The sequence below is a fragment of the Pseudarthrobacter sp. LT1 genome (assembly GCF_035621795.1).
GTDB lineage: Bacteria > Actinomycetota > Actinomycetes > Actinomycetales > Micrococcaceae > Arthrobacter.
In genome coordinates this window covers 783,784-804,062 of record NZ_CP141830.1, presented here as the reverse complement: position 1 = coordinate 804,062, position 20,279 = coordinate 783,784, and the positions used below count along the sequence as shown (strand labels likewise).

Here is a 20,279-nt window from a genome sequence, read left to right as displayed (position 1 = left end):
GGGCTCCTGCCGCTTTAGTCTGCCCGCTCCTTGGGCAGCTAGCTATTCCCCCGGCAGGTCGGCGCGATGTCGGAGGCGTGGAGTAGGCTCGCCACGTTCGTAATCCGGCAACAAGGGGGAATGAAATTGGCTGCAACACTCGTACGGGAACTTGGCGCGCTGGCTAAGCGGCGACGTGAAGAGATCGGCCTCAGTCGGGAAGCCTTCACTCGGGAAGCGGGCATCGAGGCTGAGCAGGTCATCCGCGACTTCGAGCACGGCCGGCACCTGCCGGAAGAGGATGCCCGCCGCAAACTCGAGAAGGCGCTGGACTGGAGACTAGAGTCCATCGATGACGTCATGAGTGCCGACCGCACGGCCGGCACGCTCACCATGGAAGACCTCGACGCCGAAGACAGCCTGTACCTGGCATCAGTCAGTCCGCGGCTGGACACTGCCTCAGACGCAGACCTCCTAGCCGAAGTCGCCCGCAGAGGGCTCTAACCTGACAGCACGACAAAGCGCCCCATCTCTTCGGAGGTGGGGCGCTGTTCGTCGTCAGTACTGTCGGACGCGGTAGTCCTCCGCAGGGCTGTACTGGTCCCGAAGAGGTAGGGCGTCGATCTTGACCAAGGCACGGTGCGCGGCTGCGATGAGCACGATTGACCCGATTAGCCCCAGCAAGGCCCCTATCGCGGCAACGATCCAGAAAACCACGGCCATCTGCTGATCGTTTCTTACCATAGCCATGCTGGCGAAGAACCAAGATCCAGCGCTGAGGACTGGTCCGCAAATGCACATGGTGATACCACCAACGAATAGTCCGGCCGCTTGCTTGTACTGCATCATGTTCCCCCTAAATGAAGTTGTCCCCCGAAGTCTATGCATTGCTGCAGACTGTACCTGCGAGAACGCATGTTGCTGAGGCGACGACCAATCTGTAACTTTGCCTAGGCGGTTCGGCGCTTTCCCCCGAGGATCCGATCCGCCGCATCGTACGAGTACTCCTATTGCGTCTGCTGGGTGCCGGCCAAGGATGTGCGGCGCCAGGGGCCCGACGAGTGGCGCGGGAAGTTCGTCCAGTTCTAGACGGGCTGCGCTGCGGCCGCAACCTTCTGGTAGAACTCGTTCGCGAGCTTGGCAATGCGGGCAGCGTCCAGCTGCTGGCCGCCGTTACGTGGAGTGACGGTAGCGATAACGTGCGGCAGCCCGTCTACGCCGACGGATACCTGCACAATCCAGCGCTGACCCCAGGTCATCAGCGAGGCTCCTGTGCGGAAGGTGATCATCTTGGTGAACTCTGACGGCTCGACCTTCTTGTACCGGCCTTCCATGATGACCCGAAGGACCGTGTCATAGACGCTCTCCACGGTGCCTGGCACGGCGACGTCGAACCTCTGCTGGCTGTTGGCGTTCGCTGTTCCCCCTAATGTGACGTGTGGGCACGGCTGGCCCCACGGCCATCGTAGGCCAGGATCCGCTGGTTTGGGCGGGCATAGGTCCGCCGCCGACCGTTGAGCATGGTGACGAGCGCCGGCCGGTACGCGACCGCTGCTTCAGTGCGCAGGAGCGCGTTGACCTCCTGCCAGTATCGCGTCGGGGATAGGCCGAAGCGCTCCCCCGCCGCAGCATCAAGGGAACCCGCGTACTTGAACGTCTCGCCCGCGAGGTTGAGCATGGCCTTCTGTCTGTCTGTTAGCACGGTGGAAAACGTTACGGTCAGGCCCTGACATCCAACTAGGTCAGGACCTCGCCTCCAAGAAAGTAGTCGCCGACGCCGCCGCGGTGCCAGCGCATCACATGTTCAATGTTTTTCCGGTAAGCCTCAGTGTGCTGCACTGATAGACGCCACCTTTCCACGGCAGCGATGACGTCTCGGCAAAACATGGGCATGTCCAGAATCAGCGCGTCGTTTATGACGCTGTTGTGGATAATGAGGCCTGACCGCGGCGATACGAAGCAAACACGCTTGTACTTGATGGCCGACGAGGTCCCCTGGTGCAGCAAACTGCATCTCATCTGGTGCAGCTCGTCCGGGTCCAGCTTGGGGTATGCGCCGAGTAGGTAGTCCATTACCCAACGCTTGTACTTGGAACCCGTCGTTTTGCCGTTTGGAGATTGCACTGCTGCACATATGTCCGGAAGGGCCAAGGCTCCAGCCAAAGCTAGCATCCATAACTCCGCCCGAACAGCGCGGTCAATCTCATCAATCAAGTCGTCCACGCCGAAACTCTACCGAAGTAGAAACGTCGGCATCCCCCTCAGGCTGCAGCGCCGTCGCCAGCCGGAGCCTCGAGCATCTTACTCATCTGCTGAAGCGCCCCCGTGAGACGCTTCATGTCGACCTTGGTCCGGTAGGCCTGGGACATCTTCTTGGTGGAGTGGCCGACGATGTCCTTGATCGTGTCCCAGTCGACGCCGGCCGCGTCCAGCAAGTCCACGGCCGTGTGCCTGGCGCCGTGAAGGACGATGTCGTCCGGCAGGCCAGCTTCGGCCAGCAGCTTAGCCCATGCCTCCGTGGCTCCGTCAGGGTCCCAAGGGCGACCGTTACGGGTGAAGATCAGGCCATCTCCCCTGCCTTGCATGTGAAGCGCGAGGATGGACTTCAGCGGCTCGACGAGCGGCAGGATCCTCCACCCGGACTGCGACTTCGGCCGCGTCAGGTAAAGCGTGCCCTCGAGGTGCCGGTACTCGTAGTCGGCCGGGGCCGTCGTGATGTCCGTGATGCGGAGCAGCTGCCAAGACAAGTCGAGGTGGTCGGTTACCCGGTCGGCTTCGAGGCCGAGGATCTCGCCCCGGCGGGCCCCGGTGAGCAGGTACGTCGCCCACAGTGCGCGGTCCTCGCGGGTAGTGAGGTGCGCGAGCAGTTCGATCGCCTGCTCGGTGCTGAGTGCGTTCTGTTCGGTCTTTGCCTTGCGGGGCGGATCCACCATCTCGCAGACGTTTCGAGTGGCTTTGCCTTCGCGCATGGCCGTCTTGAGCGCGGACGATAGGACGGCGTGGGCCTTGATGGCAGTGTCGGCACCGACCATTGCCGTGCCGGCTGGCCAGTCCTTCGGGTCCACACTGCGCAGCTTGAGGCTCTTCGGCGTGGCTTGGATGACCTTGAACATCTGCCGGACGTGGTCGGCGTTGAGCGCGTCGATTTTCCGCTTGCCCAGGATCGGGATGAGCCAGCCGTCGACGGTGGACTTGTATGAAGCGTATGACTTGGGCCGGATCTCATTCGGAGCGATGTCGTCGATCCAGCGCCGGAGCCACTTCTCCACGGCGAGGTTCGACGTCGGCAGGTCACCGAGCTTGTCGAGCTCTTTCTTGATGGCGGACATCTCGGCCATGGCGGCCTTCTTGTCCTTGCGGCGGATGACCTTTTGCCGGCGCTTTCCGTCAGGGCTCGGCAGTTCGATGCGGACTGTCCAGTATCCTCTGGCGTCCTTGAATAGAGCCCCTTCGCCCTTGCCTCGCGCCATGCCCCGACCTCACTTTCCCTAGGTGTACCCATTAGTGTACCCATTACTATGCACGAGCAGTCCAGCATGTGCATACTTCGTAGCTTCAAAAACCCCTATATTCCGCGGTTATTAGTGGCATAGCTACATACAGAGTATCCCAGCGTTTCACTCGTAATGAAAAGGTCATCAGTTCGATTCTGATAGGAAGCTCGGGATAAACCCCGGACAGCCCCTTCTTTTAGGGGTTTCCGGGGTTTTTCGCTGGTTAACCGGCTTTTCCGGTTTTCACCGCGGGCACGGGAGGCGGCCTCCTTATCGACCCAGTCCCCGCTGCCTGTAGCCGCGGGCCCAGATGACCTCGGCCACCGCGCTGAGGGCCATGGGAAATGCGACGACGGCGGCCAGGTGACGCAGCAGGCTGTAGGGGTCCACCAGCGCCGCCCAGCCCACGAGGACGCCTGGCAGCCCGACACAGACGGTCACCCACACCGGGTTGCCACGGGCATGTGACCATACGGAAGCTGCGATGGACACGGCGCACCCGGCGTAGACAAACAGGTTGCCGGTCCACGACTGCTCCATTTCAGCCGGCGTGGGCAGCCAGAGAAACCAATCGGCACGAGCGATCCCGTAGCTGACCAGGACCAGCGAGCTTAAGACGAGCAGGATCCAGGCAGTGGTTCCGGCCCACCGCCGCCTTGCGTCCGAACTTGTCCCCAACGGGCTGTTCTCCTTGGCAACCAACACGTCACCTGCCGGCGATGAAGGCCTCGATCCGTGCCACGTGGACTTCCGCCAGGCCGCGGTCAGGATCAGGCTGTTCGAGGTGCACCGGCTGGCCGTGACCGCTGGCCCATTTCCTGGCGTCGGGTCCAAGCACGTCATCGATCCATACGACCGAATCCCAGTCAGCGTTGTCGCTGGCGTCCATCCTGGCCAGCCACCGGGCAATCGATGTCAGTTTTGGCGTCGGCACGCCCGCGTCAGACTGCCGGAACACCATGGTGACCCGCAGCGGTTCGACGTCAAGCTCCAGCTGGGCTTCCAGACCGGCGACGGTGTCCGCCGGCCACGTGGACGCCCACGCAATGCGTCCGCTGCGGGCCAAGCGCCGGACCAGGGCGCGCTTCTCGTTGGAGAGCCGAAGCAGCGGCCCGTCAATCCCGCTGCCCGGGCGCACGGCGGGATTCAGGACGCCATCGATGTCGAGCAGGATGATGGGCTTCACGGTTTGATGCACGGCGGGAAGGTGACGGCAATGCAGGCTGTCCGAAGGAATGCCGGGCTGGTGAACCCGGCCGCCGCCGGTGAGATTGCTGCTGTCATGTCCCACTCCCCCAAGTGCCAATGTTGCGCTGAGTCTACTACCCGCGGGCGCGCCAGTTTTTCGCGGGTTCGCCCGTGATCGCGGCGGGGCCTCAGGCCTTGGGAAACTCGTTCAGCTTCGATCGGATGAAGTCCTGGTCCTCGCGGGAAACGGCTGCCTCGCCGTGCTGTCCCGTGGGAAGGCTCTCCCCGCTCTCTTTGGAGATCACCGCCGTGATCGTTCGTGGAAGTATCTGGCATCCCGGGTTGTCGATCAGCCACTTCTGGGTTGCCGGGTCCAGGCGGCCCCATCGGTCTTTGAGGTTCATTGCTGGATGTAGCCTCCGTGCTCGGGTGACAGAACTGACTCTGAAGCGGGCGGCTGTGCCCACCCCAAACCACAAGTAAACGCCGGACCGGGCGGAGGGCACAGGGACCAAAGTCCCTGCCGCGGCGCTTTATTACGGCCGGCGCCCAGGCGCCGGGCAAGGTTCAGGAAACGGCAAGGCAGCCAAGGTATCCTCCGGGTATGACCCCCCGCTTCCAGGCTGCTGTTGCGCGCGCTGCTGCCTTAGACGCTGCATTTCCCGCAGCCTGCAGCCTGCCCGCACCTTCCCCATCTGCCTGCCCGGACAGGGTAGGCCGGGCGCGGGCCGCAGAACAGTCCCGGAAGAGGAACTAGCGGTGGAACCACATGTCCCCCGGCACTTGAGCCAGGACGGGAAGGGTCCCGGCCGCAGGGCGGTTTTGCTGGCGGCAGTGCTGACGATGTCCGCCGCCGTGCCCGACCTGCAACCGCACCCCAAGCACCAAGTCCGGGGATCGGACATGCCGGCGCCCGACGACGGTGCGGCGGGTGCCAGCTCGACCGTCCTGCACTCCGGGCCCGATGGCGACGCGCCCGCCCCCAACACGCCGGCAGCGCCCATTCCGTCACGTGCCCAGATTGTTGACACCTACGGGAAGCACCCGGCCCGGTACTGGGGCCTGGAGGCTCCCGGAGTCCTTACGCGGCTGCCACCCGCTTCACAGGGAATCGCCCTTACTTTTGACTTTTGCGGCGGCCCCGGCGGCAGCGGCTACGACCAGGCGCTGCTCGACACGCTGCGCCAACGCCACATCCCGGCCACGCTCTTCCTGAACTCCCGGTGGATCAATGCCAACCCCGCTGCCACGCGGCAGCTAGCGGCAGACCCCCTCTTCGAGGTGGCCAACCACGGGACTTCGCATAAGCCGCTGTCCACCACCGGCAATACGGCGTACGGCATCCCGGGGACCAGGAACGCGGGGGAAGTCTATGACGAGGTCATGCCGAACGACGACGCCCTGGCGGGCATTACGGGTAAGCGTCCCCGGTACTTCCGCCCAGGCACCGCCTACATGGACGACGTCGCCACGGACATCCTGGGTGCTTTGGGCGTAAAGCCGGTGGGCTTCAGCATCAATGGCGACGGCGGTGCAACCTATCCCGCCGCCGTCGTTGCCCGGGAGGTGGGCAAGGCCCGGGCAGGGGACGTGGTCATCTGCCATGGGAACCACCCCAACGGCGGAACAGCGGAAGGCCTGAAACAGGCGGTGGACAAACTGCTGGCAGCCGGCATGTCCTTCGCCCACCTGCCCTGACCCACTGCACCGAAGCATCAGCCGTGGCGGCGCCGTGCCGTTCCGCTGGCGGCCCGCATGCCGATCCGATACGTTGACAGGGAACCTGCCCAGCCGCATCGGATGACCCTGTCCCGCCGCTGCCGAACGTAAGGAACTGTCCATGCCGGAACAACACGACCTTCCCGCAATCGGCTGGGTTCCCGCCTGGGCCGACCTCCAGGAACGCGGCGCAGACCCCATCGGCGCGGGCTTCGTCGTCGAAGCCGGCAAGGGGCAGGATCCCGCAGGCAAGGAATACGTGGCAGGCTGGCCGGGACCTGACGCTGAAAAACTTGCAGGCAAAGCCGCGGGCGAACCCGGTGGGCGCCTTACCCTGCTTTGCGCCGACGCCGGCGCCGCAGAGGGCCTGGCACCGGCCAGCCTCGCTCCCGTGGCTGAGCAGGTCCTGCTCATGGCCCCGACAGCCGGGCTGGACGTGGCTGTGGAGCTGCCCGAAAACTCCCAGGTGGCCCTGGCACCCATGGAGACCTATGACGCCGTCGAAATCACCGTTTTCGACCACCCTGTCGCCAAGGGCCGCATCCAGGTGCGGGATGACTTCGCGGCGGTGGCCATCACCGAACTCCCGCAGGGGCCGGAGAAGGAGGCCTTCGAACGGGGCCTGTTCGCGGCGATGGCGGAGGAGGCTTTCCTCCATGGCGCCGAGTACCTGCATATGGTGGTCCACCCGGACGCTGCCGCCTCCTACGAAGCATCCGGGTGGGCTGCTGCGGGCCGTCTGGCGAGTTTCGAAAGGAACTGACGACGGCGGGCCAGCCCACCGGGGTGGGCGCCAGGCAGCCGGGGACCTGCGGCGGCCAGCCTGACCCGCTGGGTGAAGGGCCCTAATCCGGCCTGCCCACCACCACCTGGGAGGGGCTGTGGGTGACGTAGCCGTTGGCCCAGGAAAACAGCGCCCTGACCTTCTGCTGGAATCCGGGCAGCAGGGCCAGGTGGACCGCCAACCACGACACGAATGCCAGGGGCCCCTGAAGCTGCAGGCGCCGGCGGCCCAGTTCCGCGACCGCCGCGCCGCGTCCCACCATGGCCATGTACCCCTTGTCCCAGTAGCGGAAGGGCTCGCGCACTCCGCCGGTAAGATCCGCGTAGATGTTGCGGGCCGCCCACTTACCCGATTGCTGGGCCACCGACCCGAGCTGTGGCAGCTTGTTCCCGGCTGCGTCGGTGATGTTGGCGGAGTCGCCCAGCACATAGACGCCCTCGACGTCAGGGACGCTCAGATCAGGCTGGACGTCCACGCGGCCGCCCCTGCCTTGCTTCAGGCCGGACTCGGTGATGATCCGCCCGGCCTGCAGCCCGCCGGCCCACACCACAACCCGGGCAGGAATCACCGTCCCGTCCTTGAGGGTCACCCCGTCCGGGCGGACGTCAGCCACGGGCTGGCCCATATGCAGCTGCACGCCGAGTTTTGTCAGGCGGTCCCGGGCGTACGCCTGCGATTTCTCCGAAAAGGCGGCAAGGACGTTCGGAACCATATCCACCAGATGGACATGGCACCGACCCGCCAGCTCCGGCGAAAAGTACTTCGGCACGAGGTATTTCACGTTTTCAGCCAGCGCGCCGGCAGTCTCGACGCCGGTGGGTCCACCGCCCACCACAATGACGTCAGCGCCTGCACCGGGCTCGCGGTCGGCCTCGTCCAGGATGGCGGTGATGGCCGCGCTGAGCCGTGTTGCATCCGCCACCGAGTACAGCGGGTAGGCATGCTCATCCGCGCCCGGGGTGTTGAAAAAGTTCGGAACTGCCCCCGTGGCGATGACCAGGGCCTGGGCCCGGTAGGTGGAACCGTCCGCGGTGGTCACGGTCCGGTTCGCCGCGTCGATGGCGGTCACCTCCGCCGTCAGGACCCGGACGCTGTTGATTCCGCGGAACTCCGCGCGCAGCGGCCGCGTCACCGTGGACACGCCGATCTGGGACGCAGCCACCTGGTAGAGGAGTGGCTGGAACTGTTGGTAACTGTTGGCGTCAAGCAGCAGAACCCGGACACCTTTGCGGCCCAACTCTTCAGCCGCAGCTTTCCCGGCAAAACCGCCGCCAACCACGATGACCTGATATGAATCGTCCATTCGTGCAACTTACCCCTCCCGGCCTGCGAGTAACAGGGTGCCTTTTCCCGCACCGGCCGTGGGGGCGTGGGCCGGTCTCCCACGGCGGTGAATCTACGGAAGGCAGCGTTCCCGGCACCTAAGATGGCGGCATGGAAGACGAAGCCCTGGCGGACATTGCCGACCGGCTGTATGCAGGGGCGCTGGAGGACTTCATTGCAGCCCGCGCCGCCGCCGCCAAGGAGGCAGCGGGCCGGGACAAGGACCTCGCGGCAGCGGTGCGGGGACTGCCGAAACCTTCCGTCGCCGCGTGGGCGCTCAACATGCTTGCCAGGCACCGCCCGGAAGTGCCGGCCCGGCTGGGCGACCTTGGGGCACGGATGCGGGCCGCCCAGGACTCGCTGGACGCCCCTGCCATGCGCGAACTCGGCCGGGAGCGGCGCACCATGCTCGCAGACGCCGTCGACACCGCCCGGTCTGTGGCCCTTGAGCAGGGCCGGCCCATCAGCGACGCGATGGCAGCCGACGTCGAGGAAACACTCCGGGCCCTGACGGCGGACACGGGTGCAGCCAACGCCGTTGCCAGTGGGCGGCTGCTGAAAGTCCTCTCCTCGGACGGCGTCAACGACGTGGACCTTGGCGGCGCGGTGGCCCTCCCCGGTCTGCTCCCGGCCGCACCGCCGAACCGGGCCGCCGATACTCCCCCGCCTGCACGGCGGGTGGCCGGTATGAAGACGGCAGGGGTGAAGCCGCCAGCCGGGAAAACGCCAGCGGCGAAGGTGGCGGCATCGAAGACGCCGGCGACGGCGCCGCACGGCACCGCGCCAACGCCGGCGAAGCCCCGGCTTGAGGCAGTCCGGCAGACCCCCCGCCCGGCCTCGCCGCCTGCGCTGGAACGGGCCAAGGCCGCCCTCGAGGAAGCCCGGGAGGCCGAAGAAGCAGCGTCACAACTGGCCGGCGGCCTGCGGGAGCAGGAAGAGCAGGCGCGTGCGGACATCGCGGAACTGCAGCAGGAAACGGCTGAACTCAGGAGCCGGCTCAAGGCCGCCGAAGAACGCCTTGACCGCTCCCGCAAGCAGCTTGCCACCACCGCAGCGGAAGCGAAACAGGCCGCACGGGCGGCAGACAAAGCCAGCCGGACGGCAATGCTGGCGCAGGAGCGCGTACTCCGCCTGGGCAGCAGCTAAAGGGAGGGCGCATACGGGAATGGCCCGGGAAAAATCCTGTCGCCCCGGGCGCGGACGGGACCTACTCTGGAGCTATGGACGCCGCAGCAACTCATGCCTTTGCGATTCCGCCGGTATCAGTCCACCGCCCCACCACGGCCAGGGAAGACATCATTACCCTGGCCGCGGGCGTCTGGCTCCTCACCGGGACCTATGTTGACGGGTGGGCCCACAACAACCTGCGCAACCTCGAGACGTTCTTCACTCCGTGGCACGCTGTCCTCTACTCGGGCTTCGCTGCCTGTGCCGTTTGGATCGCCGCGCTGACCTGGCGCCGGCACGCACCGGGCACGCGGTGGATGGACGCCGTCCCTGCCGGCTACGGGGCCGCAGCGGCCGGCGTCGTACTCTTCCTCGCATCCGGGGCAGGAGACTTCGCCTGGCATTCGGTGTTCGGGATCGAGCAGAACATCAGCGCCCTGTTCAGCCCGTCCCATCTGGGCCTGGCCACTGGCGGCTTCCTCATCCTGGGAGCACCCTTCTCCGCCGCGTGGCACACCCCGGCCCGGCCGTGGCCACGGCTGCTCCCGGTCGTAGCCAGCGCCGTGCTCGCCGGCATGGTTGCCGCGTTCATCCTGCAGGAGTTCGCGGTCTTCGCCCGCCACGGACTCATCCAGACGTACACAACCGTTGCCGGGACGCAGCCCGCGGTGACGGTACCGACGTCCTCAAGCATCATGGTGTCCCTGGCATCGTTCCTCGTCTCGACGTTCGCGCTCTTTGTTCCCGTCCTGTTGCTGTCGCTGCGGTGGCGCCTGCACCCTGCCGTTCCGGCGGCCATGGCGCTGGTCCCCTCCGTCGCCCTGCAGGTCATGGTGGCGCTGCGCGACGCCTGGCTGGTCCCGGTTGCCCTGGTCGGTTCCATCCTCGTGGGCGCGGTGTGGGCGGTGGTCCGTCCCACCCCTGGCCGTCCCGCACGGCTCATGACCGCGGCAGGCCTCACCCCGGTGGTGTTTTGGGCCCCATATTTCGCCGGCGTGGCACTCCACGACGGCGCCCTCAGTTTCTCGCCCGAGGTCTGGAGCGGAACCCTTGTATGGACCGGACTCGGCATGCTCGCACTCGCCGCGCTCACGCTGAAGGTGCGGGCCGGCGCGGCCACCCAGGATCCAAGGGCCCGCTGACCGGCCGGCCACACCCGTCCTGCGGCGCCCTGCCCGGCGTCTGTCCACAACACGCGGAGTCGGTTCCAAAGAATGTCAGACCCTGGTTGCAGACTGGATTCATGGAAAACCAAGCAGTACAGGAATTTCACGTGACGTACTTCGACGCCGACTGCGGCCGGGCACGGTCCGAGGTCTTTGACACGCTTGACGAAGCCGAGCGCTTCGCCGGCCGGCACTGCCACGGCGAGGACAGCTGGGCCGTGGTGGACGCCGTCACCGTGGAGCACGTCCAGATCGCTGCCTGACCGGCCCACATCCGCCCGGCCCGGTACAGGTCAGATTAAAAGCCTCAGCCCGTGCTGCCTGGCAGTTGCCGGCAGCACGGGCTGGGGTTGGCTTGGCGGAGTTCCACCGACCGCTGGGACCGGTGCCGCCGTCACGGGCCTAGGCGAAGTCGGAGACCGCGGGATCGGGGCCGATGCGGCCTTCGCCGCCGGCGGTCCGGTCCAGGTTGTTGATGGCTTCGACGTCTTCCGGATCGAGGGATACCTCAAGGGCTGCGTAGTTCTCCTTGATCCGTGACTCGGTCACGGACTTGGGGATGACCACGTTGCCGATCGCCAGGTGCCAGGCGATAACCACCTGGGCCGGGGTGGCCTGGTGCTTGGCAGCGATGGAGGCGACCGCCGGGTCCTGCAGCAGTTCCCCGCCCTGGCCCAGCGGAGACCATGCCTGGGTCAGGATGCCCTTGGCGGCACCGAACTCACGCAGTTCGCGCTGGCTGAAGTAGGGGTGCAGTTCGATCTGGTGGATGGCCGGAACCACGCCCGTTTCGTCGATGAGCCGCTGCAGGCCCTCTGCGGTGAAGTTCGAGACACCGATGGACTTCACCCGTCCGCGCTTCTGGAGTTCGATCAGCGCCTTCCAGGTGTCAACGTACTTGTCCTGCTTGGGCTGCATCCAGTGGATCAGGTACAGGTCAAGGGTTTCCAGGCCGAGCCGGTCCATGGACTCCTCGAAGGCGGCGAGGGTGGACTCGTAGCCCTGGTCCGCATTCCACAGCTTGGTGGTGATGAAGATTTCCTCCGAAGACAGGCCGGAACTGGCAATGGCCCGGCCCACGCCTGCCTCATTGCCGTAGATCTTTGCCGTGTCGATATGCCGGAAGCCGGCCTCGAACGCCTGGCGCACGACCTTTTCAGCCACGTCGTCCTCAACCTGCCACACACCGTAGCCGAGCTGGGGGATCGTGTTTCCGTCATTGAAAGTCAAGGTAGGTGAAAGAGTCATGCTTTCATCCTGCCAAAGCTGTCCGCCCCGGCGCTCCTGATTCGGCCCCTGTCAGCCACACGCTTAACTGAAAAGTAGGCTTCCAAATCGGGAATATCCCGCGGCACCTGTGCAGCTATTCCGCGTGAAGCTGCCTCTCGGCGTCGTCCACCTGCTGGAAGACAGCCTCGGCGCGGCGGTGGACTGATGCTGCACCCACCGGCACCGGACCCACGGCGAGCCGCAGCATTGCCGCCGCCTCTGCCGTCGTTGCCAGCGAATTTCCTGCCTTGGACAAGGACCTGTGGACGTCCGCCAGGGCCGCCGGTATGTCCAGGCCCTCGCTGGGGGCACGCCGCTGCGCCTCCATGCAGACAGCCCGGACGCGCGGAAGCAGGGCGGCGAGTTGGTTGGCGATGCCCACCAGTTCGCCGTACAACTGGTCGTCCTCCACGCCCTCGAGCACCTGGTGGAAGCGGTCCAGTCCCCGGTGGAAGCGGTCGTGCGCCCGGCGCCACAACCCCTGGCCCAGCTCCGCGTCGTCTTTGCGCCCCTGCCTGGCGGCGCTGAAAAAGCCCAAGCGGAACCTACAGGTACTGGCCCGGGCCGTGGTCCGGGTCCTCACGTTGGCTGGGACGTGCCGGCTGCCCCGGCCGGGCGCCGGCCGGCGCACGTTGGGGCTCGCCGTTTTCCCCGATCACGACGCCGGGCGCAATCATGGTGCCAGGCGGCAGCTGGCGCAGCTGCAGCTGTGCCGCTGCGTGTTCCCGGGCTGCGTTCTGGGCCGCAATGGCCGTCTGGATCCCGTGGAAGAGGCCCTCCAGCCACCCCACCAGCTGGGCCTGGGCGATCCGAAGCTCGGCGTCGGAGGGAGTGGCCTCGTCGGAGAGGGGCAGGCTGATCCTGTCCAGCTCCGCCACCAGTTCCGGCGCGAGCCCGTCCTCAAGTTCCTTGATGGAGCGCTCGTGGATGGCGGCGAGCCGGCCCCTTGCGGCGTCGTCCAGCGGTGCGGACTTCACCTCTTCGAGGAGCTGCCGGATCATGGTGCCGATCCGCATCACCTTGGCGGGCTCGTCCACCAGGTCCTGCAGGCTGCTGCCCCGCTGCCTGCCGTCCCCGTCAGACGGGGCCTGGACAGGTGCCTCGCTGTCATCAACGGGAGTGCCTTCTACCGGGAGATCCTCAGCTGCCTGAGTGTCATTGGGATCGCTCATGCGTTCATACTCTCACGGCCCATGCAGGCAGGGCCCACCGGGAAGCCCGGTGGGCCCTGCCTGTCCGCTGCGGGCTCAATCAGCAGCACCGGCCCTGGGGGTTGCTGTCCTGGCGGTCCGTACGGTCGCGCCAGAACTCCCGCTCCGTCAGGGGTGCTTCCTGGTGCCCTGCCGCCCGGTGGTGTTCCAGGTACTTGGCGTAGGCGTCGGCGCCCATGACGCCGCCCAGGTAGCGGGCGAACCCGCGGAACCCGTTGGCAACCAGGGCGATGCCGGTGCTCATCAGTGCCCTGCCCGTTCAAGGCGGGCCTCGGCGGGCACTTTCTGCCACTCGGCAGCCAGTTCACGTTCCGCGGTTGTCGGGACCAGCCCGGCCGGCGCGAAGACGCGCGACGGAACAGCCGGGTCCTCGTTGTCGGCGGTGGCCACGCCAGCCGACCGGTCACGGAACGCCTTGACCGTGGCGAGCACCGCCGTCGCAATCACGATGATGCTGAGCACCACGAAGATCACGGACAGCCAACCCTGGATGGCGGTGTTTCGGACCACGGCTTCCATCGCAGCGACTGATTTCGCTGTGCCAAACTCCTTCTTGCCGTCGGCCAGGGCCTTGCTGAAGGCAGCGTTGTTGGCGAAGTACCCCACGGCAGGAGTGGAGGAGAAGATCTTCTGGTAGCTCGCCGTAATGGTGACCACCGCGGCGAAGGCCAGCGGCAGGGCCACGATCCAGAGGTACTTGAAGGTTCCGCGCTTGGCGACGATGGCCAGGCACACGGCCAGCGCAATGGCGGCCAGCAACTGGTTGGCGATGCCGAACAGCGGGAACAGGGTGTTGATGCCGCCCAGCGGATCGGTGACGCCCATCAGCAGCACCGCACCCCAGGCAAGCACCATGACGGCAGTGCAGAACCAAGCGCCCGGCCGCCAGGAGGCTTCCTTGAACTTGGGGACGAAGTTGCCGATGGAGTCCTGCAGCATGAAGCGGGCAACGCGGGTGCCGGCGTCCACCGCGGTGAGGATGAAAAGGGCCTCGAACATGATGGCGAAGTGGTACCAAAACGCCATCATGGCTGTCCCGCCGATGAACTGCTGCATGATGTGCGCCAGGCCGACCGCCAGGGTAGGAGCACCACCGGAGCGGGACACAATGCTCTGCTCCCCGACGTCCTTGGCGGTCTGCGCCAGGAGGTCCGGCGTGATGTTGACTCCGGCCAGGCCGAGGCTGTTGACCCACTGCGCGGCCGTCTCCACCGTGCCGCCCGTCAGGGCGGTGGGGGCATTCATCGCAAAGTAGATGCCGCGGTCAATCGAAATGGCCGCCACCAGGGCCATGATGGCGACGAAGGATTCCATCAGCATTCCGCCGTAGCCGATGAAGCGGGTCTGGCGTTCCTTCTCGATCAACTTGGGTGTGGTGCCCGACGAGATCAGCGCGTGGAAGCCCGAGAGCGCACCGCAGGCGATGGTGACGAACAGGAAGGGGAACAGGGCACCGGAGAACACGGGTCCGTTCTCGCGGGAGGCGAATTCGCTGAAGGCCGGGACCGTGATTTCGGGGCGGACCACGATGATGGCCAGCGCCAGCATGACGATTACGCCGATCTTCATGAAGGTGGAGAGGTAGTCGCGGGGGGCCAGGAGCAGCCACACCGGCAGGATCGCGGCGATGAAGCCGTAGATGATCAGGCCCCAGGCGATGGTCACCTTGTCCAGGTGGAAGAACGCCGCGCCCCATTCGGTGCCGGCCACGGCACCGCCGCCGATGATGGCAGCCATCAGCAGGACGAAGCCAATGATGGAGACTTCCATGACCTTGCCGGGGCGCAGGTAGCGGAGGTAGACGCCCATGAAGAGGGCGATGGGGATGGTCATGCCCACGGAGAACACGCCCCACGGGCTTTCGCCCAAAGCGTTGACGACGACGAGCGCCAGGATGGCCACGATGATCACCATGATGAGCAGGGTGGCGATGAGGGCGGCCGTGCCGCCGATGATGCCGAGTTCCTCGCGCGCCATCTGGCCGAGGGAACGGCCGCCGCGGCGCATCGAGAAGAAGAGCACCAGGTAGTCCTGCACGGCTCCCGCGAGGACCACCCCGATGATGATCCAGATGGTGCCGGGCAGGTAGCCCATCTGCGCCGCGATGACCGGGCCCACCAGCGGGCCGGCGCCGGCGATGGCGGCAAAGTGGTGGCCGAAGAGCACGTTGCGGTCGGTGCGGACGTAGTCCTTGCCGTCGGCCTTGTACTCGGCCGGGGTGGCGCGGCGGTCATCCGGCCTGGTGATGTAGCGTTCGATCACCTTGGAGTAGAAGCGGTACCCAATCAGGTAGGTGCACACGGAGGCGAAGACGAACCAGATGGCGTTGACGGTTTCACCGCGGACAATCGCCAGCATGAACCAGGCGACTCCGCCCAGCAGGGCGATCGCGGCCCAGAGCGCGATCTTTGCCGGGGTCCATTTCCGGTCCTCGGCTTCGAGCCGCGCCTCGTTCACGGCGGGCGGGGGAAGATCCGGGTCCGTAGCCAGTCCGCCCTCCGCCCGGGATTCGTTCTTCCGTTGGTCAGGCACTCCGGCCATGTCTCCTCCTTGAGAGATTTCCCGCTTTTGCTACTGGGCACCCTACCAACGCCGGTCAGCGCTTTAGCGGCCGACGGCGGCGCGGCGCCGGGCCGTGCGCTGAGCGGCAGCGACGCGGCGACGAATGAGGGGACGGCGGCCCGCCTGCTACGCCAGGCCCCGGCGGGACAGGGGCAGGCCCGAGCGGGTACAGGCCCACGCCAGCGCCCCGGCCGTGCACGGGACAGCAACCACGAGGGCCAGCAGATGCAGCCAGGGAACCTCCACCGCCGTCCGCATATCCGTGGACAGGACGAGCAGGAGAGCCGGCACTGACCCGGCGAGCGCCCCCAGCGCGGCCCCGACCCCAGAGGTAAACAGGGCCTGGGAGCCTGCCAGCGCCCTGCGCAGCCTTGGTGCTGCGCCGACCCCGGCAAGGGTGGCATGGTCCGTGCGGGCGTCGGCCAGGGACAGGCCGGCGGTGATGCCCGCTGCGCTGAAAGTGACGAGGGCGGCGGCGGCCACGATGAACCAGGTCATCCACTGGCTCCCCTGGGTAATGCCCGGTTCGGCCTGGAAGGTCATGCCGGCCTGGCCGTAGACGGCAGCAGCCGCGGCGGAGGCTGCATCCGCCTCAGCCTGGGACGGGTACGTGGCCAGCTGCACCAGCAGTCCGGCGGGTTCCGGCCGCAGGTCAAGCCGTTGGGCTGTTTCGGGCGAGACAACTCCGTAGTAAGGGACCGCGACCACCGGCTCAAGTACCGTTGCGGGCAGCGGGATACTTCGTACCGTTGCGGGGACCGTGCCGGGCCCTGAGGGCGCGGGCCCGTGCGTCCTCACGTCTTTGCCTTCCAGCAGGATTGCTCCATCCCTGATGAAGACCGGGTTGGTCACCACCATCCCGCCGGCGTCCAGCACCGCCAGGGCCTCCGCGGGCGCACTGCGTCCCAGCGCCGCCCGGATTTCCTCTTCGCCGCCGACCAGGATGGCCCGGTCGGAGGGTTGTTCATTGACCATGGAACCGCGGCACCGCCAGTCCCCCGGGTCCGTCAACCTTCCCTTGGGGGTGGTCGGGCACTCATTGCCCTTCGGCCTGGCAAGTGAAAACAGCAGGCAATTGGAGGTATCCGTCAGTGCCGGCAGCCCTGGATCGGCGGGCCCCTCAGGGCAGTTCCGCAGGCCGGCAGGAGCCGCGATGAGCTGGGTTGATTCAACGGTCCCCAAGGCACCTGCCACCGCCGAGGACAGTGTGGATGCTTCCACGTGCAGGGGCGGCCGGCGGCTGCCGTCCGCCGCCGGGGGCCGGTCCACCGTCAACGGCAGATACGCCTGGTTCTGCAGCCCGCTCCAGTAATGCGCGTCCCGCAGGCCCGCTTGTTGGCTGGCCGAGAGGACCAGGGCCGCGCCCGCAAGTGTGGCGGCGGCCAGGACTGCCGCCACCGCGGGAACGCTGCGGCCGCGGTTCCGTGCCGAATCCCGCGCTGCCATCCGCAGGGAGAGGGACAGCCGTTGCGTCCTGGACGTGAGGCAACCGATCAGCCAGCCGGTCAACATCACCAGGCCTGCAACTGCGGCGACCGCCCCCGCAATCAGCATCGTGACCACCAAGGGCAGTTGGTCCGCCCGCCGGTCTGGGTCCGCGGTGGACCCGCTGATAAGCCAGCCGGCTGCCAGCAGCCCCGCGGCAAGTGCCAGCGTCCCGGCACCGGCCACGGTCATTCGCCGCCCCTTCGGTGCCGTTGTCCTCCCGGATTTGAGCGCGCCCAGCACCGCCTGCCGTGACACCTGTCGTGCCGGGACCATGGCCGCCAGCACACATGCTCCCAGCCCCATGGCCATGGCCATCGCGGTCAGCGGGACATCCGGGTGCAGGCCGGCCAGCCGGGCAGAACCAGTCGAGCGGACCACGTGCACGACGACGGCGGCAGCCCCCAGCCCCGCCGCGGCTCCCAGGGCCACGGCAAAGCTGCCGAGCCAGAGTCCACCCGCGGTGACGACGGCACCGATGGTGGAACTTTCCGCTCCCGCGGATGCCAGCAGCGCCAGTTCGCGCACCTGCCGCCTGGCTCCGACAGCGAAGGCGGCACCGGCCAGCAAACCCACTTCGAGCAGTGCGAGCGCCCCGACCAGCCCGAAGGTGGCATAGACGGTCACCAGCACCGACGTATTGTCGTGCAGCTGCGCACCTGGAACGGTGCGTTGGTCGACGGGCGGCGGATTCAGCACCACACTGCGGGAGAGCACGCCCACGCCTTTGCTGTTGGCCTCCTTGATCTGTTCCCAGGTGACCGGCCCAGGGCCCACCAGGTAGTAGGACACGGACTGGCGGGTCAGCGGCCCCTGTGGGAGGTCGGCGGGAACCTGGCTTGCCTGCAGGTACAGAAAGCTGTTGCCGTCCGAGGCGGCCGCGTCGCGGATGGTTCCCACCGGGACAAAGGTTCCGGCCGACGTCGTAAAGTCCTGTCCGAAGGTGAGGTGGAACCGCGACATCAGTCCGGGCGAAAGCAGCACCTCCCTCCCGTCCCGCGGTGCCCTTCCGGCCAGGAGGCTGAACTTGCCGGTGAAGGCCGGGTTGAGTGCGTCCACCTCGCGGCCCTGCAGTGAAACGAGGGCCTTCCCCACGCCGGTGGTCAGCTGCAGCAGGCGATGCGGAAGGATTTCATAGCCTGCCGGGATGGCGTCCAAAGGGTCGGTCCGCTGGAAATCCGGGTCATAGCGGCCGGTGCTGGAGGCGACGACGCCGTCATCGAGCGGATCCTGCAGGGAATCCGCGCTGGGCACCGGCAGGACGCCGAACCTGGCCTGGGTGTTGCCCAGTTCGTACCGGACCGTCTCCCCAAGCGTGCGCTGGGAGCTCTGGTAGAGGGTGGCGGCGCCGGTCATTCCGGCCACGGGCAGCATGATCAGCAGGATGATCAGGAGGGAGCGGCCTTTGTGGCGGGCGATGTCGCGGCGCGCCAGCCGCAGGGCAACGCGGCAGCTGCTCCGGCGCCCCTGCGGCACCGGAGCGAGGTCAAGCGGCATCAGAGTCCGGCCTGCGTCAGGAGCATGGTGGGATCGTGCATGGCGGCGGCCTGGTCGATGATGCGCCCATCCCTGAGGAAGACCACCCGGTCCGCCCAGGCGGCATGCCTGGCCTCGTGGGTGACCAGCATGACCGCCGCCCCGGCGTCGGCCCGGGCCCGCAGCACCTCCATGACCCCGTGGCCGGTGGTCGAATCCAGTGCACCGGTGGGTTCGTCAGCCAGGATCAGCCGCCGGTTGCCCACGATGGCCCGGGCGATCGCCACGCGCTGCTGCTGTCCGCCGGACATCTGGTCCATGAACCGGTCCGCCAACTCCGGGATGCCCACCTGCCGCAGCGCGTCCGCGGCCTGCCGGTGCGCCTTCCTCGCGGATGTTCCATCCAGCTCCAGCGGCAGCGCCACGTTTTCGCCGGCAGTCAACGTGGGGACCAGGTTGAAGTCCTGGAAAATGTAGCCGACGGCGCGGCGGCGCAGGCGGGCCAGTTCATTCAGGCCCAGCCCGGCCAGGGGCGTGGATTCGACAAAGACAGCGCCCGACGTCGGCCGGTCCAGTCCGCCGGCGACGGCCAGCAGGGAGGACTTGCCTGAGCCCGAAGGTCCCATGACAGCGACGAACTCCCCCGCCGATATGGTGAGGTCGACGTCGCGGAGTGCGGCGACCGCCGTCGCGCCTTCCCCGAAGGTCCTGCCAACCTTGGCGAGTTCAAGGACCTGCTGCGGCCCCTGCACGCTCACCGGCGGCTGTCCGCGCTGAGCGGGGCATCTTCCGGGGCCCCGTTGGACGCCTTCCGGGCAGGACCTGTGGCGGCGGCCTGGGCCTGCTGGACCATCCTGGCCTCGCAGAGGTCAAGCCAGCGGACTTCCGCTTCGGTCTGGAAGATCAGGGAGTCGAGCACCAACAGCCAGGCGGTATCCGTGGCGCGCTGGTTCGCCGCCGTGTCACGCCGGGCCTTGGTGTAGTCCTGCAGGGCCCTGATGGACGCCACGCGCTGGGCCTGGATGATGGCCTGGACATCCACCCCAGGCAGGGTGACGGCGAGCGCGAGCTTGATGGCGAGCTCATTGCGGGGCGGGTTGTTCCGCTCCACCGGGGCGGCAAACCAGCTCCGCACCTCCGCTTTGCCGGCCGGGGTGATGCTGTACACCACATGGCCTTCGCCGTCATCGCCTTCCTTGGCCACCAGGGCATCGCGTTCCAGCCGGTCCAGGGTGGTGTACACCTGCCCGATATTCAGGGGCCAGGTGGCTCCGGTGCGGTTCTCGAACTCGACCCGCAGCTGGTAGCCATAGCGTGGCTGGTCCTGCAGCAGGGCGAGGAGGCTATGGCGAATCGACATGATGCTCCCCCGGGCTTAGTCATTTACCGGCATGCACAGGCCCCCAAGACCCGTGCATACCGCGTATGGCCAGCCTAGACCGGAAGCATCCCGGAA

The 20,279-nt window shown here is 66.9% G+C and carries 23 protein-coding genes; 6 read left to right on the top strand and 17 right to left on the bottom strand.

Going from position 1 to position 20,279, the window contains the following annotated elements:
• The first annotated feature begins 126 nt into the window (after positions 1-126).
• Entirely contained in the window at positions 127-483 is a 357-nt protein-coding gene (locus VIK36_RS03870) for a hypothetical protein (RefSeq protein WP_324644134.1), read from the top strand.
• 54 nt (positions 484-537) lie between these two features.
• Here VIK36_RS03870 and VIK36_RS03865 read toward each other — a convergent pair whose 3' ends face one another.
• The 8 genes from VIK36_RS03865 to VIK36_RS03830 all read right to left on the bottom strand — a co-directional run bounded on the left by VIK36_RS03865 (position 538) and on the right by VIK36_RS03830 (position 5,065).
• Entirely contained in the window at positions 538-729 is a 192-nt protein-coding gene (locus tag VIK36_RS03865) for a hypothetical protein (protein ID WP_324644133.1), read from the bottom strand.
• Between the two features lie 335 nt (positions 730-1,064).
• Positions 1,065-1,361: a hypothetical protein gene (locus VIK36_RS03860; RefSeq protein WP_324644132.1), complete on the bottom strand. Its 297-nt coding sequence runs from the start codon at positions 1,359-1,361 to the stop codon at positions 1,065-1,067.
• Between the two features lie 44 nt (positions 1,362-1,405).
• On the bottom strand, positions 1,406-1,681 hold the full coding sequence (locus VIK36_RS03855) for a DUF3263 domain-containing protein (protein WP_324644131.1): 276 nt from the start codon (positions 1,679-1,681) through the stop codon (positions 1,406-1,408).
• Positions 1,682-1,716: 35 nt separating this feature from the next.
• Positions 1,717-2,202: a hypothetical protein gene (locus tag VIK36_RS03850; RefSeq protein ID WP_324644130.1), complete on the bottom strand. Its 486-nt coding sequence runs from the start codon at positions 2,200-2,202 to the stop codon at positions 1,717-1,719.
• Between the two features lie 38 nt (positions 2,203-2,240).
• The gene (locus VIK36_RS03845) at positions 2,241-3,449 is read right to left on the bottom strand and encodes a tyrosine-type recombinase/integrase (protein WP_324644129.1); all 1,209 of its coding nucleotides are present in this window, start codon (positions 3,447-3,449) and stop codon (positions 2,241-2,243) included.
• A gap of 294 nt (positions 3,450-3,743) precedes the next feature.
• On the bottom strand, positions 3,744-4,151 hold the full coding sequence (locus tag VIK36_RS03840; RefSeq protein WP_255174454.1) for a hypothetical protein: 408 nt from the start codon (positions 4,149-4,151) through the stop codon (positions 3,744-3,746).
• A 28-nt stretch (positions 4,152-4,179) separates the two neighbouring features.
• Positions 4,180-4,671 (bottom strand): HAD domain-containing protein, encoded by a 492-nt coding sequence (locus tag VIK36_RS03835; protein WP_324644128.1) that lies wholly within the window; start codon positions 4,669-4,671, stop codon positions 4,180-4,182.
• A 178-nt stretch (positions 4,672-4,849) separates the two neighbouring features.
• Complete coding sequence (locus VIK36_RS03830; RefSeq protein WP_224024964.1) at positions 4,850-5,065, bottom strand: hypothetical protein; 216 nt, start codon at positions 5,063-5,065, stop codon at positions 4,850-4,852.
• Between the two features lie 355 nt (positions 5,066-5,420).
• On the opposite strand from VIK36_RS03830, the gene VIK36_RS03825 reads away from it, so the two are divergent.
• Together VIK36_RS03825 and VIK36_RS03820 are read left to right on the top strand one after the other, a co-directional pair.
• The gene (locus VIK36_RS03825; protein WP_255174451.1) at positions 5,421-6,359 is read left to right on the top strand and encodes a polysaccharide deacetylase family protein; all 939 of its coding nucleotides are present in this window, start codon (positions 5,421-5,423) and stop codon (positions 6,357-6,359) included.
• 142 nt (positions 6,360-6,501) lie between these two features.
• A complete protein-coding gene (locus VIK36_RS03820) occupies positions 6,502-7,143 on the top strand; it encodes a hypothetical protein (protein ID WP_324644127.1) in 642 nt (213 codons plus the stop codon).
• An 82-nt stretch (positions 7,144-7,225) separates the two neighbouring features.
• Here the strand turns inward: VIK36_RS03820 and VIK36_RS03815 are convergent, their stop codons facing one another.
• Positions 7,226-8,467 (bottom strand): NAD(P)/FAD-dependent oxidoreductase, encoded by a 1,242-nt coding sequence (locus tag VIK36_RS03815; RefSeq protein ID WP_324644126.1) that lies wholly within the window; start codon positions 8,465-8,467, stop codon positions 7,226-7,228.
• Positions 8,468-8,598: 131 nt separating this feature from the next.
• On the opposite strand from VIK36_RS03815, the gene VIK36_RS03810 reads away from it, so the two are divergent.
• The 3 genes from VIK36_RS03810 (at position 8,599) to VIK36_RS03800 (ending at position 11,083) form a co-directional block, all read left to right on the top strand.
• The gene (locus tag VIK36_RS03810; RefSeq protein WP_324644125.1) at positions 8,599-9,633 is read left to right on the top strand and encodes a hypothetical protein; all 1,035 of its coding nucleotides are present in this window, start codon (positions 8,599-8,601) and stop codon (positions 9,631-9,633) included.
• A gap of 74 nt (positions 9,634-9,707) precedes the next feature.
• A complete protein-coding gene (locus VIK36_RS03805; protein WP_324644123.1) occupies positions 9,708-10,796 on the top strand; it encodes a hypothetical protein in 1,089 nt (362 codons plus the stop codon).
• Positions 10,797-10,897: 101 nt separating this feature from the next.
• Complete coding sequence (locus tag VIK36_RS03800; RefSeq protein ID WP_324644122.1) at positions 10,898-11,083, top strand: hypothetical protein; 186 nt, start codon at positions 10,898-10,900, stop codon at positions 11,081-11,083.
• A gap of 139 nt (positions 11,084-11,222) precedes the next feature.
• Here the strand turns inward: VIK36_RS03800 and VIK36_RS03795 are convergent, their stop codons facing one another.
• The 8 genes from VIK36_RS03795 to VIK36_RS03760 all read right to left on the bottom strand — a co-directional run bounded on the left by VIK36_RS03795 (position 11,223) and on the right by VIK36_RS03760 (position 20,183).
• A complete protein-coding gene (locus VIK36_RS03795; RefSeq protein ID WP_255174445.1) occupies positions 11,223-12,068 on the bottom strand; it encodes an aldo/keto reductase in 846 nt (281 codons plus the stop codon).
• A gap of 115 nt (positions 12,069-12,183) precedes the next feature.
• Positions 12,184-12,627 carry a hypothetical protein gene (locus VIK36_RS03790; RefSeq protein WP_255174444.1) on the bottom strand — a complete coding sequence of 148 codons (444 nt, stop codon included), beginning with the start codon at positions 12,625-12,627 and terminating at the stop codon, positions 12,184-12,186.
• 7 nt (positions 12,628-12,634) lie between these two features.
• Positions 12,635-13,261 (bottom strand): bacterial proteasome activator family protein, encoded by a 627-nt coding sequence (locus VIK36_RS03785; RefSeq protein WP_255174443.1) that lies wholly within the window; start codon positions 13,259-13,261, stop codon positions 12,635-12,637.
• Positions 13,262-13,340: 79 nt separating this feature from the next.
• Positions 13,341-13,544 carry a YbdD/YjiX family protein gene (locus tag VIK36_RS03780; protein ID WP_324644121.1) on the bottom strand — a complete coding sequence of 68 codons (204 nt, stop codon included), beginning with the start codon at positions 13,542-13,544 and terminating at the stop codon, positions 13,341-13,343.
• The gene (locus VIK36_RS03775; RefSeq protein ID WP_324644120.1) at positions 13,544-15,841 is read right to left on the bottom strand and encodes a carbon starvation CstA family protein; all 2,298 of its coding nucleotides are present in this window, start codon (positions 15,839-15,841) and stop codon (positions 13,544-13,546) included. The genes VIK36_RS03780 and VIK36_RS03775 overlap by 1 nt, the downstream gene beginning before the upstream one ends.
• Before the next feature lie 147 nt (positions 15,842-15,988).
• Complete coding sequence (locus VIK36_RS03770; protein WP_324644119.1) at positions 15,989-18,844, bottom strand: hypothetical protein; 2,856 nt, start codon at positions 18,842-18,844, stop codon at positions 15,989-15,991.
• The gene (locus tag VIK36_RS03765) at positions 18,844-19,581 is read right to left on the bottom strand and encodes an ABC transporter ATP-binding protein (RefSeq protein WP_324644118.1); all 738 of its coding nucleotides are present in this window, start codon (positions 19,579-19,581) and stop codon (positions 18,844-18,846) included. The genes VIK36_RS03770 and VIK36_RS03765 overlap by 1 nt, the downstream gene beginning before the upstream one ends.
• Entirely contained in the window at positions 19,578-20,183 is a 606-nt protein-coding gene (locus VIK36_RS03760; RefSeq protein ID WP_324644117.1) for a PadR family transcriptional regulator, read from the bottom strand. The genes VIK36_RS03765 and VIK36_RS03760 overlap by 4 nt, the downstream gene beginning before the upstream one ends.
• Positions 20,184-20,279 lie beyond the last annotated feature (96 nt).

Coding starts and splice junctions, on each gene's coding strand:
- VIK36_RS03865 (WP_324644133.1), bottom strand. CDS start 729: ATGGCTATGGTAAGAAACGATCAGCAGATGGCCGTGGTTTTCTGGATC.
- VIK36_RS03845 (WP_324644129.1), bottom strand. CDS start 3,449: ATGGCGCGAGGCAAGGGCGAAGGGGCTCTATTCAAGGACGCCAGAGGA.
- VIK36_RS03830 (WP_224024964.1), bottom strand. CDS start 5,065: ATGAACCTCAAAGACCGATGGGGCCGCCTGGACCCGGCAACCCAGAAG.
- VIK36_RS03820 (WP_324644127.1), top strand. CDS start 6,502: ATGCCGGAACAACACGACCTTCCCGCAATCGGCTGGGTTCCCGCCTGG.
- VIK36_RS03815 (WP_324644126.1), bottom strand. CDS start 8,467: ATGGACGATTCATATCAGGTCATCGTGGTTGGCGGCGGTTTTGCCGGG.
- VIK36_RS03810 (WP_324644125.1), top strand. CDS start 8,599: ATGGAAGACGAAGCCCTGGCGGACATTGCCGACCGGCTGTATGCAGGG.
- VIK36_RS03805 (WP_324644123.1), top strand. CDS start 9,708: ATGGACGCCGCAGCAACTCATGCCTTTGCGATTCCGCCGGTATCAGTC.
- VIK36_RS03800 (WP_324644122.1), top strand. CDS start 10,898: ATGGAAAACCAAGCAGTACAGGAATTTCACGTGACGTACTTCGACGCC.
- VIK36_RS03795 (WP_255174445.1), bottom strand. CDS start 12,068: ATGACTCTTTCACCTACCTTGACTTTCAATGACGGAAACACGATCCCC.
- VIK36_RS03785 (WP_255174443.1), bottom strand. CDS start 13,261: ATGAGCGATCCCAATGACACTCAGGCAGCTGAGGATCTCCCGGTAGAA.
- VIK36_RS03780 (WP_324644121.1), bottom strand. CDS start 13,544: ATGAGCACCGGCATCGCCCTGGTTGCCAACGGGTTCCGCGGGTTCGCC.
- VIK36_RS03775 (WP_324644120.1), bottom strand. CDS start 15,841: ATGGCCGGAGTGCCTGACCAACGGAAGAACGAATCCCGGGCGGAGGGC.
- VIK36_RS03770 (WP_324644119.1), bottom strand. CDS start 18,844: ATGCCGCTTGACCTCGCTCCGGTGCCGCAGGGGCGCCGGAGCAGCTGC.
- VIK36_RS03760 (WP_324644117.1), bottom strand. CDS start 20,183: ATGTCGATTCGCCATAGCCTCCTCGCCCTGCTGCAGGACCAGCCACGC.